At 66.1% G+C, this 13,559-nt stretch carries 13 protein-coding genes; 11 read left to right on the top strand and 2 right to left on the bottom strand.

Annotated elements, in window-relative coordinates:
* Positions 1–30 precede the first annotated feature (30 nt).
* Positions 31–1,029, top strand: coding sequence for a type I glyceraldehyde-3-phosphate dehydrogenase (gene gap, locus AC3WVS_RS21520; RefSeq protein ID WP_492320283.1), 999 nt, complete (start codon positions 31–33; stop codon positions 1,027–1,029).
* A gap of 69 nt (positions 1,030–1,098) precedes the next feature.
* Here the strand turns inward: gap and AC3WVS_RS21515 are convergent, their stop codons facing one another.
* Entirely contained in the window at positions 1,099–1,710 is a 612-nt protein-coding gene (locus AC3WVS_RS21515; RefSeq protein WP_492320282.1) for a flavin reductase family protein, read from the bottom strand.
* 296 nt (positions 1,711–2,006) lie between these two features.
* Between AC3WVS_RS21515 and AC3WVS_RS21510 the strand changes: the two genes are divergently transcribed.
* On the top strand, positions 2,007–3,002 hold the full coding sequence (locus AC3WVS_RS21510; RefSeq protein WP_492320281.1) for a LysR family transcriptional regulator: 996 nt from the start codon (positions 2,007–2,009) through the stop codon (positions 3,000–3,002).
* Positions 3,003–3,095: 93 nt separating this feature from the next.
* Here the strand turns inward: AC3WVS_RS21510 and fur are convergent, their stop codons facing one another.
* Positions 3,096–3,527: a ferric iron uptake transcriptional regulator gene (fur, locus tag AC3WVS_RS21505; RefSeq protein WP_010813212.1), complete on the bottom strand. Its 432-nt coding sequence runs from the start codon at positions 3,525–3,527 to the stop codon at positions 3,096–3,098.
* A gap of 245 nt (positions 3,528–3,772) precedes the next feature.
* Here fur and AC3WVS_RS21500 point away from each other — a divergent pair, with 245 nt between their 5' ends.
* The 9 genes from AC3WVS_RS21500 to AC3WVS_RS21460 all read left to right on the top strand — a co-directional run bounded on the left by AC3WVS_RS21500 (position 3,773) and on the right by AC3WVS_RS21460 (position 13,554).
* Entirely contained in the window at positions 3,773–4,414 is a 642-nt protein-coding gene (locus AC3WVS_RS21500; protein ID WP_492320280.1) for an outer membrane protein assembly factor BamE, read from the top strand.
* A 111-nt stretch (positions 4,415–4,525) separates the two neighbouring features.
* Entirely contained in the window at positions 4,526–5,323 is a 798-nt protein-coding gene (gene dapB / locus AC3WVS_RS21495; protein ID WP_010813214.1) for a 4-hydroxy-tetrahydrodipicolinate reductase, read from the top strand.
* Between the two features lie 182 nt (positions 5,324–5,505).
* On the top strand, positions 5,506–8,127 hold the full coding sequence (gene leuS / locus AC3WVS_RS21490) for a leucine--tRNA ligase (RefSeq protein ID WP_492320279.1): 2,622 nt from the start codon (positions 5,506–5,508) through the stop codon (positions 8,125–8,127).
* A 34-nt stretch (positions 8,128–8,161) separates the two neighbouring features.
* Positions 8,162–8,677, top strand: a complete 516-nt coding sequence (locus AC3WVS_RS21485; protein ID WP_340522111.1) for an LPS-assembly lipoprotein LptE — start codon at positions 8,162–8,164, stop codon at positions 8,675–8,677.
* A gap of 7 nt (positions 8,678–8,684) precedes the next feature.
* Complete coding sequence (gene holA, locus AC3WVS_RS21480) at positions 8,685–9,743, top strand: DNA polymerase III subunit delta (protein ID WP_010813217.1); 1,059 nt, start codon at positions 8,685–8,687, stop codon at positions 9,741–9,743.
* 88 nt (positions 9,744–9,831) lie between these two features.
* Complete coding sequence (locus tag AC3WVS_RS21475; protein ID WP_492320278.1) at positions 9,832–11,112, top strand: glutamate-5-semialdehyde dehydrogenase; 1,281 nt, start codon at positions 9,832–9,834, stop codon at positions 11,110–11,112.
* Positions 11,113–11,162: 50 nt separating this feature from the next.
* Positions 11,163–11,585 carry a CopD family protein gene (locus AC3WVS_RS21470; protein WP_492320277.1) on the top strand — a complete coding sequence of 141 codons (423 nt, stop codon included), beginning with the start codon at positions 11,163–11,165 and terminating at the stop codon, positions 11,583–11,585.
* A gap of 45 nt (positions 11,586–11,630) precedes the next feature.
* A complete protein-coding gene (locus AC3WVS_RS21465; RefSeq protein WP_492320276.1) occupies positions 11,631–12,236 on the top strand; it encodes a 2-hydroxychromene-2-carboxylate isomerase in 606 nt (201 codons plus the stop codon).
* A 64-nt stretch (positions 12,237–12,300) separates the two neighbouring features.
* On the top strand, positions 12,301–13,554 hold the full coding sequence (locus tag AC3WVS_RS21460; protein ID WP_492320275.1) for a THUMP domain-containing class I SAM-dependent RNA methyltransferase: 1,254 nt from the start codon (positions 12,301–12,303) through the stop codon (positions 13,552–13,554).
* Positions 13,555–13,559: the final 5 nt, after the last annotated feature.

The raw sequence follows: 13,559 nt of genomic DNA, 5'->3' as shown, positions 1-13,559 counted from the left end.
GGTTTCAATCGATCCTCAGGAGAGACAGTCATGACCATCAAGATCGGCATCAACGGCTTCGGCCGCATCGGACGCATGGTGTTCCGCGCCGCAGTCGCCAACTTCAAGGACATCGAAGTCGTTGGCATCAACGACCTGCTGGAGCCCGACTACCTGGCGTACATGCTGAAGTACGACTCGGTGCATGGCCGCTTCGACGGCGAAGTGTCGGTCGACGGCAACACCCTGGTCGTCAACGGCAAGAAGATCCGCCTGACCGCGGTCAAGGATCCGGCCGAGCTGAAGTGGGGCGAGATCGGTGCCGACGTGGTGGTCGAGTCGACCGGCATCTTCCTGACCAAGGAAGGCGCGCAGAAGCACCTCGACGCGGGCGCGAAGAAGGTGATCATGTCGGCTCCGTCCAAGGACGACACCCCGATGTTCGTGTACGGCGTGAACCACGAATCGTACAAGGGCGAGGCGATCATCTCCAACGCCAGCTGCACCACCAACTGCCTGGCACCGGTGGCCAAGGTGCTGAACGACAAGTGGGGCATCAAGCGCGGCCTGATGACCACCGTGCACGCTGCCACCGCCACCCAGAAGACCGTTGACGGGCCGTCCAACAAGGACTGGCGCGGCGGCCGCGGCATCCTGGAAAACATCATCCCGTCGTCGACCGGCGCCGCCAAGGCCGTGGGCGTGGTGATTCCGCAGCTGAACAAGAAGCTGACCGGCATGTCGTTCCGCGTGCCGACCTCGGACGTGTCCGTGGTCGACCTGACCGTCGAGCTGGAAAAGCCGGCGACGTACGAAGAAATCTGCGCCGAGATGAAGGCCCAGAGCCAGGGTGCGCTCAAGGGCGTGCTGGGCTACACCGAAGACAAGGTCGTCGCCACCGACTTCCGCGGCGACGCCCGCACCTCGATCTTCGACGCCGAAGCCGGCATCGCGCTGGACGGCACCTTCATCAAGGTCGTGAGCTGGTACGACAACGAGTGGGGCTACTCGAACAAGGTGCTGGAAATGGTCCGCGTCGCGGCCAAGTAATCCGGCAGCTTCCGCGGTAAAGGAAAACGCGCCTTCGGGCGCGTTTTTCATTTTCCGGCGCTGTGATATTCAGCCAGCCGGGCGGGGCGCCAGCGGGCGCGCGTCGATTGCGTCGCCGTCCACCAGGAAATGGCCGCCAGCCACATGGTGGATGGTGCGCAGCGCATCATGGCCGTTGAAATGCCAGCGCCCGTTGCTGAACACGCGCGAGTCCGCCTGCGCGGCCACGACTTCGCCAAGGAACAGGTCGTAGGTCTGCTGCGTGGCCGGCTCCGGCAGCAGCCGGCATTCCAGCCAGGCCGCGCAGCCCTCCAGCAGCGGCGCGCCCACCGCCGTGCCGGCAAAGGTGTCGAGGCCGTAGGCGTCGAACTTGTCGGTGCCTTCCTGCTCCATCAGTGCCAGGCCCGAGCTCGAGCCCAGCGCCTCGGTCAGGTCGACCTGGCTGACGGTAGGGACCTGCAGCACAAACTCGCCGCTGTCTTCCAGCAGGCGCCGGGTCCAGGTGCTCTTGTCCAGCACCACTGCCACCTTGGGCGGAGCGAAGTCGAGCGGCATGGCCCAGGCGGCGGCCATGATATTGCGCTTGCCGCCGGCGGCGGCGCTGACCAGCACGGTGGGGCCGTGGTTCAGCAAGCGGTAGGCTTTCGGGAGTGGTACGGGCAGGCGGAAATGTTCAGGCATGATGGCCGGGATCGAGCCGTCAGAAAAGAATGATAAAAATGGGAACGGCGGATCCACTATACCCCGATGCACGAGTGCATGTTGCGGCGCGGGAAATGTTCACATATGCGGTCAATAGTGGAAAAAGAGCGCAATTTTTCAGAAATATGGCGTAGACGGCCATTTCAGAAATGCCGAATTTGCTTTCCGAGCTTGTTTTTTCCTCTTACACTATTAAGACGCCGTTGAAATCTGATGTGCAGCCAGTGCAAGTGGTGGGGCCATCTAGCTAAGAATAATCCGACCGAGGCCTGATCATGGTGAACGTAGACACGAAGCTTTTAGTGATCTTCACCGAACTACTGAGCAAGCGAAACGCCACTTATGTAGCGGAAAAGATGCATATGACCGCACCGGCCGTATCGCACTCGCTGGGCAGGCTGCGTGAAATCTTTGACGATCCGCTCTTCATTCGCGTCCCGCATGGCCTGACGCCAACGCCGCGTGCGCTGGAACTGGGGCCGAAGATCCGCGACATGCTGGACTTGTGGTCGTCGATCAACGAGGGCGATGCCGACAATTTTGATCCGGCCACTGCCACCGGCACGCTGAGCATCGGCTTTGCCGCCGAGCTGGGCGACACGGTATTCAACCGTTTTGTGCTGCGTATCAAGCAGCTGGCGCCGGACCTGCATATCAAGCTGGTCGAATCCCATTCATGGGAAACGGACGTCGCCTCGATGCGCGCCAACGAACTTGACCTGGCCTTTTCGCCGTTCCCGACCCGCCACCCGGAAATCGTCGAGGAAATGGTGACGTCTCTGAACCTGTGGGTTTGCGCGCGCAAGAGCCATCCGGTGCTCAAGAACCACTGCTCGCTGGAGCAATACCTGGATTGCGGCCATATTTTCATGGCGCATTCCGGCGGCTCCGGCCGCCCGGCGCCGTCGCTGATTCCGCTCGACTACGCGCTGCAGCAGCGCGGGCTCAAGCGCAATGCGACGCTGACGGTACATTCATGGCGTGCCCAGGCCGAACTGGCCTCGCAGACCGACATGATCTTCACCGTCAATGCGCTGACCAAGGACATGGCCTGCGAGACCTATGGCCTGAAGGCCTTCCCGCTGCCGTCGGAACTGAACACCACGCTCGGCCTGAACATGTTCTGGCACCGCAGCCGCAACACCCATCCGATGCTGGTGTGGGCGCGCAACCTGTTCCGCCAGGTAGTGGGCGAGTTTGTCGGACTGCCGCCGGCACGCCCGGCACGGGTGGTCACCGAACAGGACCTGCAGGACCTGCAGGCGCCCTGAGCAGCATCCTGCGGCGAGCAGTCGAAACAAAAAACCGGCGCCTGGCGCCGGTTTTTTGTTGCCCGTCTGCGCTCCGCGCTGGAGCGTGCAGGCTTATCGTTTGGGTCTGTGGGGACAGTCTGTTTTGGTGCAGTTGCCGTACAGCGACAGTGCATGTTCCTGCAGCGTAAAGCCGCGCTCGCGCGCAATGCTTTGCTGGCGGTGCTCGATTTCAGAGTCGAAGAACTCCTCGACGCGGCCGCAGTCGAGGCACACCAGGTGGTCATGGTGCTTGCCTTCGTTGAGTTCGAAAATCGCCTTGCCGGATTCAAAGTTGTTGCGCGAGAGCAGGCCTGCCTGCTCGAACTGGGTCAGCACGCGGTAGACGGTGGCCAGGCCGATATCCATATGCTCGTTCAGCAGGATACGGTAGACGTCTTCCGCGCTCAGGTGCCGCTGTTCACTGGTCTGAAAAATTTCAAGAATCTTCAGCCTGGGCACGGTCGCCTTCAGGCCGATGTTCTTGAGGTCCGCCGGACTCGGCATGTGGGTGACTCCCTAGAGTACAATGACTGGATAGTTGAATCATAAGGGTTTTGGCAGCAAAAGTCGCTCGCGGTAGTGATGTCCCAGGTCGACGTCACGCGCCCGGCACGGTTGCCGTCCCATGTGGTTGTCGCGGCAGGCGCAACAGGCGTGTGTGGTGCAATCGGCGCATATTGCGCCGTTTTTGTGCCCGCTTTGCAGTACCTTGCCGCGGTACTTTTCTTTCCCTCCCGGAAGCGAGATACATGCGTTCTATCCGTTCGTCCGCCATGCGCCCGACGCTGGTTGTTTCCCTGCTGGCCGCGGCCCTGCTGGCCGGCGCCTGCTCAGCCTACGATTCCACCTCGCGCAAGGTAGCCAACGCCATCACGCCGTACCGGATCAACATCGTGCAGGGCAATTTCGTCTCGCGCGAGGCCGTATCGCAACTGCGCGAAGGCATGACGCGCGACCAGGTCAAGTTCCTGCTCGGCACGCCGCTGCTGAATGACGTGTTCCACGCCGACCGCTGGGACTATGTGTTCTCGTTCCGCCGCGGCAACACCCCCGTGGTGCAGCAGCGCCGCTATACGGTGTTTTTCGAAGGCGACCGGCTGGTCAAGTTCGGCGGCGATGAACTGCCGTCCGAGTATGAGCTGATTGCCGAGATCGACGGCATGAAAAAGGCGCTGAAGGACCAGACGCCGGGCAAGATCTCCACCGGCGCGGCAGCCGCCGCGGCCGCCCCGGCCGAAGCGCAGACCACGGTAGAGAACTTTGTGCCGCGGCAGGCGCAGCAGCCGGAAGCGGCACCCGCCGCTGCGGCATCGCCGGCCGCTCCCGCCGAGGCAGCGGCGCCGGCCCAGGCCCCCGCGCCGGCCGAAGCCCCCAAACCGGCCGCCAACTGATCGGCCGCACGGCGCGCCGGCGGCGGCGCGCCACCAGTTTTCCGGGCCGGTCAGGCATGGCCGGCTCGATCACTTTCCGCGCATTGCGCATATTCCGCTGAGCCAGACACCATGAACATCGCCATTGCAGGCGCATCGGGCCGCATGGGCCGCATGCTGATCGAACAAGTGCTGAACACCGAGGGCGTGAGCCTGGCGGGCGCGCTCGACGTGCCGGGCTCGCCGGCGCTAGGACAGGATGCGGGCCTGCTGCTGGGCCGGCAGACCGGCGTGGCGATCAGTTCCGATGTGGAAGCGGTGCTGGCCGGCGCGGACTGCCTGATCGACTTCACCCGCCCCGAAGGCACGCTGGCCCACGTGGCCGCGGCGAAGAAGCTGGGCGTGAAAATGGTGATCGGCACCACCGGCTTCGACGAGGCCGGCAAGGCCGCGCTGGCCGAGGCCGCCAGGTCGATCGGCATCGTCTTCGCCGCCAACTTCAGCGTCGGCGTCAACGCCACCTTCAAGCTGCTGGAAGTGGCCGCCAGGCTGCTGTCGACCGGCTATGACATCGAAGTGATCGAGGCGCACCACCGCTTCAAGGTCGACGCCCCGTCGGGCACCGCGCTGAAGATGGGTGAAGTGATTGCCGATGCGCTTGGCCGCGACCTCAAGACCTGTGCCGTCTATGCCCGCGAAGGCCACACCGGCGAGCGCGATCCCAACTCGATCGGTTTTGCCACCGTGCGCGGCGGCGATATCGTCGGCGACCACACCGTGATGTTCGCCGGCATCGGCGAGCGCATCGAGATCAGCCACAAGTCGTCCAGCCGCCAGTCGTATGCCGACGGTGCCGTGCGCGCCGCCCGTTTCCTCGCCGACAAGCCCAACGGCCTGTTCGACATGCAGGACGTGCTGGGCCTGAAGTAAGGCGCCGCGGGGCGCGCAGGGCCGAAACTGGCCTGCCGCCACGGTTATAATCGTCTTCTTTCGCATTGCACGCCCGGCGGGCGCCGCGCAAGCGGCGCGCCCGCTGCTCTCATCCCAACGATTCCCCCGGATGCCGGCAGGCCAGTTGCCGCGCAAACGTTGTCCTGACTGCTGTCCCGACCATGCAAGACAAATACCTTCCTTCCGCCGTTGAACAAGCCGCCCAGCAGCACTGGCAAGCCATCGACGCCTATCGCGTGTCGGAGCATGCGGCCGGGGCCGACGGCAAGGAAAAGCCCAAGTTCTACGCCTGCTCGATGCTGCCGTATCCGTCGGGCAAGCTGCACATGGGCCACGTGCGCAACTACACCATCAACGACGTGATGGCGCGCTACCTGCGCATGAACGGCAACAACGTGCTGATGCCGATGGGCTGGGACGCCTTCGGCATGCCGGCCGAGAACGCCGCGCTGAACAACGGCGTGGCGCCGGCGGCCTGGACCTACGACAACATCGCTTACATGAAGAAGCAGATGCAGTCGATGGGCCTGGCGATCGACTGGTCGCGCGAAGTCGCCACCTGCAGCCCGGACTACTACCGCTGGAACCAGTGGCTGTTCCTGAAGATGCTGGAAAAGGGCATCGCCTACCGCAAGACCGGCACCGTCAACTGGGACCCGGTCGACCAGACCGTGCTGGCCAACGAGCAGGTCATCGACGGCCGCGGCTGGCGCTCCGGCGCGGTGGTGGAAAAGCGCGAGATCCCGATGTACTACCTGCGCATCACCGAATATGCGGAGGAACTGCTGGGCGACCTGGACCAGCTGGGCTGGCCCGAGCGCGTCAAGGTGATGCAGCAGAACTGGATCGGCAAGAGCGTGGGCGTGCGCTTTGCGTTCCCGCACGACATCCCGGGCGAGGACGGCAAGCCGATCAATGACGGCAAGCTGTACGTGTTCACCACGCGCGCCGACACCATCATGGGCGTGACCTTCTGCGCGGTCGCCGCCGAGCACCCGCTGGCCACCCACGCCGCGCTGAACAACCCCGAACTGGCTGCCTTCATCGACGAATGCAAGCACGGCTCGGTCATGGAAGCCGACATGGCGACCATGGAGAAGAAGGGCATGCCGACCGGCCTGCAAGTGGTGCACCCGCTGACCGGCGAGAAGGTCGACGTGTGGGTCGGCAACTACGTGCTGATGAGCTACGGCGACGGCGCCGTGATGGGCGTGCCCGCGCACGACGAGCGCGACTTCGCCTTCGCGCTCAAGTACAAGCTGCCGATCAAGCAAGTCATCGACGTGAAGGGCCAGCCGTACTCGACCGAAGCCTGGCAGGAATGGTACGGCGACAAGGAAAACGGCACCTGCATCCACAGCGGCAAGTACGACGGCCTCGGCTACCAGGCCGCGGTCGAAGCCATTGCCGCCGACCTGGGCGCCAAGGGCCTGGGTGAGAAGAAGGTGACCTGGCGCCTGCGCGACTGGGGCATCTCGCGCCAGCGCTACTGGGGTACGCCGATCCCGCTGATCCACTGCGACAGCTGCGGCGTGGTGCCGGTCCCTGAGAAAGACCTGCCGGTGGTGCTGCCCGAAGACCTGGTTCCGGACGGCACCGGCAACCCGCTGGCCAAGGATGCGCGCTTCCTGCAGTGCACCTGCCCGTCGTGCGGCAAGCCGGCGCGCCGCGAGACCGACACGATGGATACCTTCATCGACTCGTGCTGGTACTACATGCGCTATACCTGCCCGGATGCGGCCACCATGGTCGATGCGCGCAACGATTACTGGATGCCGATGGACCAGTACATCGGCGGCATCGAGCACGCGATCCTGCACCTGCTGTACGCACGCTTCTGGACCAAGGTCATGCGCGACCTGGACCTGGTCAAGTTCGACGAGCCCTTCACCAACCTGCTGACGCAGGGCATGGTGCTCAACGAGACCTACTACCGTGAAGACGCGTCGGGCAAGAAGCACTGGTACAACCCGGCCGAGGTCGACCTGCGCACCGACGAGCGCGGCCGCCCGGTGGGCGCCACGCTGATCGCCGACGGCCAGCCGGTGGTGATCGGCGGCGTCGAGAAGATGTCGAAGTCCAAGAACAACGGCATCGATCCGCAGGCGCTGATCGACCAGTACGGCGCCGACACCGCGCGCCTGTTCGTGATGTTCGCCGCGCCGCCGGAGCAGCAGCTGGAATGGAGCGGCTCGGGCGTCGAGGGCGCCTCGCGCTTCCTGCGCCGCGTGTGGAACTACGGCTATGCCAATGCCGCGGCCATCCGCGACGGCGCCGGCGGCAAGCCGACTGCCGATGACGCCGACCTGCGCCGCGAGATCCACGGCGTGCTCAAGCAGGCCAACTACGACTACCAGCGCATTCAGTACAACACCGTGGTGTCCGCCACGATGAAGATGCTGAACGCGCTGGACGACGCCAAGACCGCTTCGCCGGCCGCGCGCCGCGAGTGCTTCGGCATCCTGCTGCGCGTGCTGTACCCGGTGGTGCCGCACGTCACCCACGGCCTGTGGGACCAGCTGGGCTACGCCGCCGAAGCCGGCGACCTGCTCGACGCGCCGTGGCCGCAGGTCGATGAAGCCGCGCTGGTGCGCAGCGAGATCGAACTGGTGCTGCAGATCAACGGCAAGGTGCGCGGCAGCATCACCGTGCCCGCCGAAGCCGACCGCGCCGCGATCGAGGCAACCGCCGCCGCCAGCGAGACCGTGGCCAAGTTTGCCGAGGGCAAGGCGCCGAAGAAGATCGTGGTGGTCCCCGGCCGCCTGGTCAACGTGGTGTTGTAAGCTGGCCCCGGAACCTGACAAGGAATCGCCAAGAATGAAGCGACTGAACATGGGGCGCCGCAAGGTGCTCGCGGCAATGCTGGCAGTGCCGGCAACGGGCCTGCTGGCCGGTTGCGGCTTCCACATGCGCGGCAACGCGGATTTCGCCTTCAAGCGGCTCTATATCGGGATTCCGGCCAATTCGCTGATGGGCGCGGACCTGCGCCGCGCCATCCGCGGCGGCTCCGACACCCAGGTCGTGGCCGACCAGAAAGAGGCCGACGCCCTGCTGGACGTGCTGCAGGACACCCGCACCAAGTCGATCCTGTCGATCACGACCGAGGGCGTGGTGCGTGAATACCGCCTGACGCAGCGCTTCACCTTCCGCCTGCGCGACCCCGCCGGCAAGGAACTGATCGCGCCGTCGCAGCTGGTGCTGACGCGCGACCTGACCTACAACGAAGCCAACACGCTGGCCAAGGACTACGAAGAGCAGCAGCTGTACCGCGACATGCAGCGCGATATCGTGCAGCAGCTGATGCGCCGGCTGGCCGCCGTCAAGGCCATCTGATCACGGCATGCAGCTCAAGCTCGACGGGCTCGACGCGCACCTGAGGCAGGCCAAGGCCAAGGGCCTGGCACCGCTGTACGTGGTGCACGGCGACGAACACCTGCTGGTGCTGGAAGCCGTCGACCGCCTGCGCGCCGCGGCGCGCGAAGCCGGCTTCTCCGAGCGCGACGTGCTGGTGGCCGAGCGCGGCTTCCACTGGGGCCAGCTGGTCGAGGCGCAGCAGTCGATGTCGCTCTTTGGCGACCGCAAGATCGTTGAACTCCGCATCCCGTCGGGCAAGCCCGGCAAGGACGGCGGCGAGGCGCTGCGCGCCGTGGCCGCCCAGCCGTCGCCCGACGTGGTGCTGCTGGTGACGCTGCCGCGGCTGGATTTTGCCGCGTCCAAGTCGGCCTGGTTCCAGGCGCTGGAAGGCGCCGGCGTGTCGATCAAGGTCGACACCGTGGACCGCACCCGGCTGCCGGCCTGGGTCGGCGAGCGGCTGTCGCTGCAGCAGCAGCGCGTCGAAGGCGGCGAGCCGGGCCGGCGTGCGCTGCAGTTCATCGCCGACAAGGTCGAGGGCAACCTGCTGGCGGCGCACCAGGAAATCCAGAAGCTGGGGCTGCTGTACCCGCCCGGCGAACTCACCTTCGACCAGGTGCACGATGCGGTGCTGAATGTGGCCCGCTATGACGTGTTCAAGCTGTCTGAATCGATGCTATCTGGCGACGTGCCGCGGCTGGTGCGCATGCTCGAAGGGCTGCGCGGCGAGGGCGAGGCCACGGTGCTGGTGCTGTGGGCGCTGACCGAGGAAATTCGCGTATTATCCAAGGTCCGGCAAGGGCTGGCGGCCGGCAAGCCGGCGGGTGTGCTGATGCGCGAGCTGCGCGTCTGGGGCCCGCGCGAGCGGCTGGTGCCGCAGGCCGCGCAGCGCCTGGCGCAGCCAAGGCTGGAAGCGGCGCTGGCGCTGGCGGCGCGGCTGGACCGCCAGGTCAAGGGCCTGTCGGACCTGCCGCCACCGGGCGGCAGCCCGCTGCCGGCGGAACCATGGGACGGGCTGCAGCAGCTTGCCCTGATGATCGCGCGCTGAACGCGCAACTCTACAGGTTTGCTTCCCCCGCCGCGTGCGGCGGGGGGACGGAAAACACACTGACGGCCACCACCCCAGGGCCACTGACATGAACGAGCTCGACCTCAACCAATACATGGACCGCGTCGGCCGCCAGGCCCGCGCCGCGTCGCGCGCCATGGCGCGTGCCTCCACGGCCGACAAGAACCGTGCGCTGCTGACCATTGCCGCGGCCATCCGCCGCGATGCGGACAAGCTCAAGGCGGTCAACGCGCGTGACCTTGAACGCGCCCGCGCCAACGGCCAGGACGCCGCCTTCATCGACCGCCTGACGCTGTCGGACAAGGCCATCGCCACCATGGCCGCGGGCCTGGAGCAGATCGCCGCGCTGGCCGACCCGATCGGCGAGATCTCGAACATGAAGTTCCGCCCGACCGGCATCCAGGTCGGCCAGATGCGGGTGCCGCTGGGCGTGATCGGCATCATCTACGAGTCGCGCCCCAACGTGACCATCGACGCCGCGGCGCTGTGCCTGAAGTCGGGCAACGCCACCATCCTGCGCGGCGGTTCCGAGGCGATCGAATCGAACACTGCGCTGGCCGCGCTGGTGGCCGAAGGCCTGGCCGAAGCCGGCCTGCCGTCCGAGGCCGTGCAGGTGATCGAGACTACCGATCGCGCCGCCGTGGGCCGTCTCATCACCATGACCGAATACGTCGACGTGATCGTGCCGCGCGGCGGCAAGAGCCTGATCACGCGGCTGATGGAAGAAGCGCGCGTGCCGATGATCAAGCACCTGGACGGCATCTGCCACGTCTATATCGACGCCGATGCCGACCTGGACAAGGCCGTGCGCGTCTGCGACAACGCCAAGACGCAGCGCTATGCGCCGTGCAACACCATGGAGACGCTGCTGGTGTCGCAGGACATCGCCGCCGCCGCGCTGCCGCCGCTGTGCCGCATCTACCAGGAGAAGGGCGTCGAGCTGCGCGTGTGCCCGGCCACCCGCGCCACGCTGGAAGCCGCCGGCTTCGCCGGCCTGGTCGATGCCGCCGAGGAGGACTGGCGCCTGGAATACCTGGCGCCGATCCTCGCCATCAAGACCGTGGCCGGACTCGACGAGGCCGTCGCCCATATCAACGAATACGGTTCGCACCATACCGATTCGATCATCACCGAGAACTACTCGGCGGGCATGCGCTTTATCCGCGAGGTCGATTCGGCCAGCGTGATGATCAATGCCTCGACCCGCTTTGCCGATGGCTTCGAGTATGGCCTGGGCGCGGAGATCGGCATCTCCAACGACAAGCTGCATGCACGCGGCCCGGTCGGGCTGGAAGGGCTGACCTCGCTGAAGTACGTGGTCTTTGGGCACGGCGAGATCCGCACCTGACGCTCGCGCGCCAACAACAATAACAATCGTTCTCGAACGTCTCTCTGCCGATGCTCTGGGTCAAAGCGCTGCATATCGTCTTTGTGGTCTCGTGGTTCGCCGGCCTGTTCTACCTGCCGCGCATCTTCATCAATCTGGCGCTGGAAACCGACGCCGCCAGCACGCAGCGCCTGTTGCTGATGGCGCGCAAGCTGTTCCGCTTCATGACCATGCTGGCGGTGCCGGCGGTGGTGTTCGGGCTGTGGCTGTACCTGGGCTACGGCATCGGCCGCGGCGCGGGGCAGGGCTGGATGCACGCCAAGCTGGCGCTGGTGCTGGTGCTGATCGGCTACCACCACGGCTGCGGCGTGCTGCTGCGCAGGTTCGAGGCGGGGCGCAATACGCGCGCGCACAAGTTTTATCGCTGGTTCAATGAGCTGCCGGTGCTGGTGCTGCTGGCGGTGGTGATCCTGGTGGTCGTCAAGCCGTTCTGAGCCTGGCGCCCGGTCTGTTGTTGCCAATCCTGTTGCGGAACCGAAATGAGCAAGCTGGTTGACTATTACCTGACGCCGCAGTCGCCGTACGTCTACCTGGGCCATGCGCGCTTTGCCGCCATCGCCGAGCGCCATGGCGCGCAGGTGAACCTGAAGCCGTGCGACCTGGGCAAGGTGTTTTCCGTCTCCGGCGGGCTGCCGCTGTCGCAGCGCCCGCCCCAGCGCCAGGCCTACCGCCTGGTGGAGCTGGCGCGCTGGAGCGAATTCCTGGGCCTGCCGCTGCATCCGCAGCCGACGTTCTTCCCGGTATCGGGCGACGCGGCCAGCAAGCTGATCATCGCGGCGCAGCTGGCGCACGGCACCGCCCGCGCGATGCAGCTGACCGGCGCCATCGGCGCGGCAGTGTGGGCGCAGCAGCGCAATATCGCCGATGCCGCCACGCTGGCGCAGATCGCCGACGAGGCCGGCCTGGACGGCGCCAGCCTGCTCAAGGCCAGCGAGGCGCAGTCGGTGCAGGCCGCCTATGCGCAGAACACCCAGGACGCGATTTCGGCCGGCGTGTTCGGCGCGCCGTGGTACGTCCATGACGGCCAGCCCTTCTGGGGCCAGGACCGGCTGGATTTCCTCGAGCGCGCCCTGGCGGCGGCTTGAGCTAAGCTTCGGATAGATCCCCGTCCGCTACGGCGGACGTTTTTGTTTGCAGGAAACCCAACACATGACCCAAGCCTTCTTTGCCCCTTGCCCGCGCGGCCTGGAGAGCGCGCTCGCCGAAGAACTGCGCGAGATCGCCGCGATGCCGGGCATGGCCGCGCTGGCGCCGTTCACGGTGCACCAGGAGGTGCCGGGCGGCGTCAATTTCTCGGGCGAGATGGCCGCCGCCTATGCGGTCAACCTGCATTCGCGCATTGCCAGCCGGGTGCTGATGCGCGTGGCCGCGCGCGGCTACCGGCATGAGGACGACATCTATACGCTGGCACGCGGCGTGCGCTGGGAGCAGTGGTTTTCGCCCGATGAATCGCTGCGCGTGGACATCACCTCGCACAAGTCGCCGCTGCGCAGCCTGAATTTCACCGCGCTGCGCGTCAAGGACGGGGTCTGCGATGCCCTGCGCGAGCGCGTGGGTGCGCGCCCGAGCGTCGATACCGCCAGCCCGGATGTGCGTATCTATGCCCACCTGACCGAGCGTGACTGCACGCTGTACCTCGACACCACCGGCGAGCCCCTGTTCAAGCGCGGCTGGCGCACCGAGAAGGGCGAGGCGCCGCTGAAGGAAAACCTGGCCGCCGGCATTCTGCGCCTGGCGGGCTGGGTGCCGGGCCAGACCTTCCGGCCCTTCTACGACCCGATGTGCGGCAGCGGCACCTTCCTGATCGAGGCCGCGCAGGTAGCGCTGGGCATCGCGCCGGGCGGCAGCCGCAGCTTTGCCTTCGAATGGCTCAAGGGCATGGACACCAAGGCCTGGCAGAAGCTGAAGTCGGACGCGCAGCGCGCCCGCATGCTGGCCTCGGCCGATGAGCTGCAGGTGGTGGGTTCGGACATCTCCACCGACATGCTGGCCATCACGCGCGCCAACTGGGAGCGTGCCGGCCTGCCGGGCGAGGCGCGCACCAAGCAGGTGGATGCGCGCTTCGTGCAGCCGCCTTTTGATGAGCCGGGTTTGCTGTTGATGAATCCCCCGTACGGCGAGCGCATCGCGGTGCGCGGCCAGCGCCGCCTGCCAGAGGAAGAGATGCCGCGCGACGAGGTGGAGGAGGCCGCCGCCAACCAGTTCGCCAGTGCCTTCGCCGCCACGCTCAAGCAGCATTTCGCGGGCTGGCAGGCGTGGGTGTTTACCGGCGACATGGGCTTCCCGCGCCGGCTGCGGCTCAAGGAGTCGCGCCGCACGCCGCTCTACAACGGCAATATCGAGTGCCGGCTGTTCCGCTTCGACATGGTGCGCGGCGCCAACCGGGCGCCGCAGGCTGACTGACGGCG

It is taken from the genome of Cupriavidus sp. CPT47-8839-RL05A (assembly GCF_058792255.1).
This window is presented reverse-complemented; position numbering and strand designations above follow the sequence as displayed.

Bases quoted from the DNA above. Each gene is read 5' to 3' on its own strand.
- AC3WVS_RS21515 (WP_492320282.1), bottom strand. From the start codon at position 1,710: ATGCCTGAACATTTCCGCCTGCCCGTACCACTCCCGAAAGCCTACCGC.
- AC3WVS_RS21510 (WP_492320281.1), top strand. From the start codon at position 2,007: ATGGTGAACGTAGACACGAAGCTTTTAGTGATCTTCACCGAACTACTG.
- AC3WVS_RS21460 (WP_492320275.1), top strand. From the start codon at position 12,301: ATGACCCAAGCCTTCTTTGCCCCTTGCCCGCGCGGCCTGGAGAGCGCG.
- AC3WVS_RS21500 (WP_492320280.1), top strand. From the start codon at position 3,773: ATGCGTTCTATCCGTTCGTCCGCCATGCGCCCGACGCTGGTTGTTTCC.
- AC3WVS_RS21465 (WP_492320276.1), top strand. From the start codon at position 11,631: ATGAGCAAGCTGGTTGACTATTACCTGACGCCGCAGTCGCCGTACGTC.
- holA (WP_010813217.1), top strand. From the start codon at position 8,685: ATGCAGCTCAAGCTCGACGGGCTCGACGCGCACCTGAGGCAGGCCAAG.
- dapB (WP_010813214.1), top strand. From the start codon at position 4,526: ATGAACATCGCCATTGCAGGCGCATCGGGCCGCATGGGCCGCATGCTG.
- leuS (WP_492320279.1), top strand. From the start codon at position 5,506: ATGCAAGACAAATACCTTCCTTCCGCCGTTGAACAAGCCGCCCAGCAG.
- AC3WVS_RS21475 (WP_492320278.1), top strand. From the start codon at position 9,832: ATGAACGAGCTCGACCTCAACCAATACATGGACCGCGTCGGCCGCCAG.
- AC3WVS_RS21470 (WP_492320277.1), top strand. From the start codon at position 11,163: ATGCTCTGGGTCAAAGCGCTGCATATCGTCTTTGTGGTCTCGTGGTTC.
- gap (WP_492320283.1), top strand. From the start codon at position 31: ATGACCATCAAGATCGGCATCAACGGCTTCGGCCGCATCGGACGCATG.
- fur (WP_010813212.1), bottom strand. From the start codon at position 3,527: ATGCCGAGTCCGGCGGACCTCAAGAACATCGGCCTGAAGGCGACCGTG.
- AC3WVS_RS21485 (WP_340522111.1), top strand. From the start codon at position 8,162: ATGAAGCGACTGAACATGGGGCGCCGCAAGGTGCTCGCGGCAATGCTG.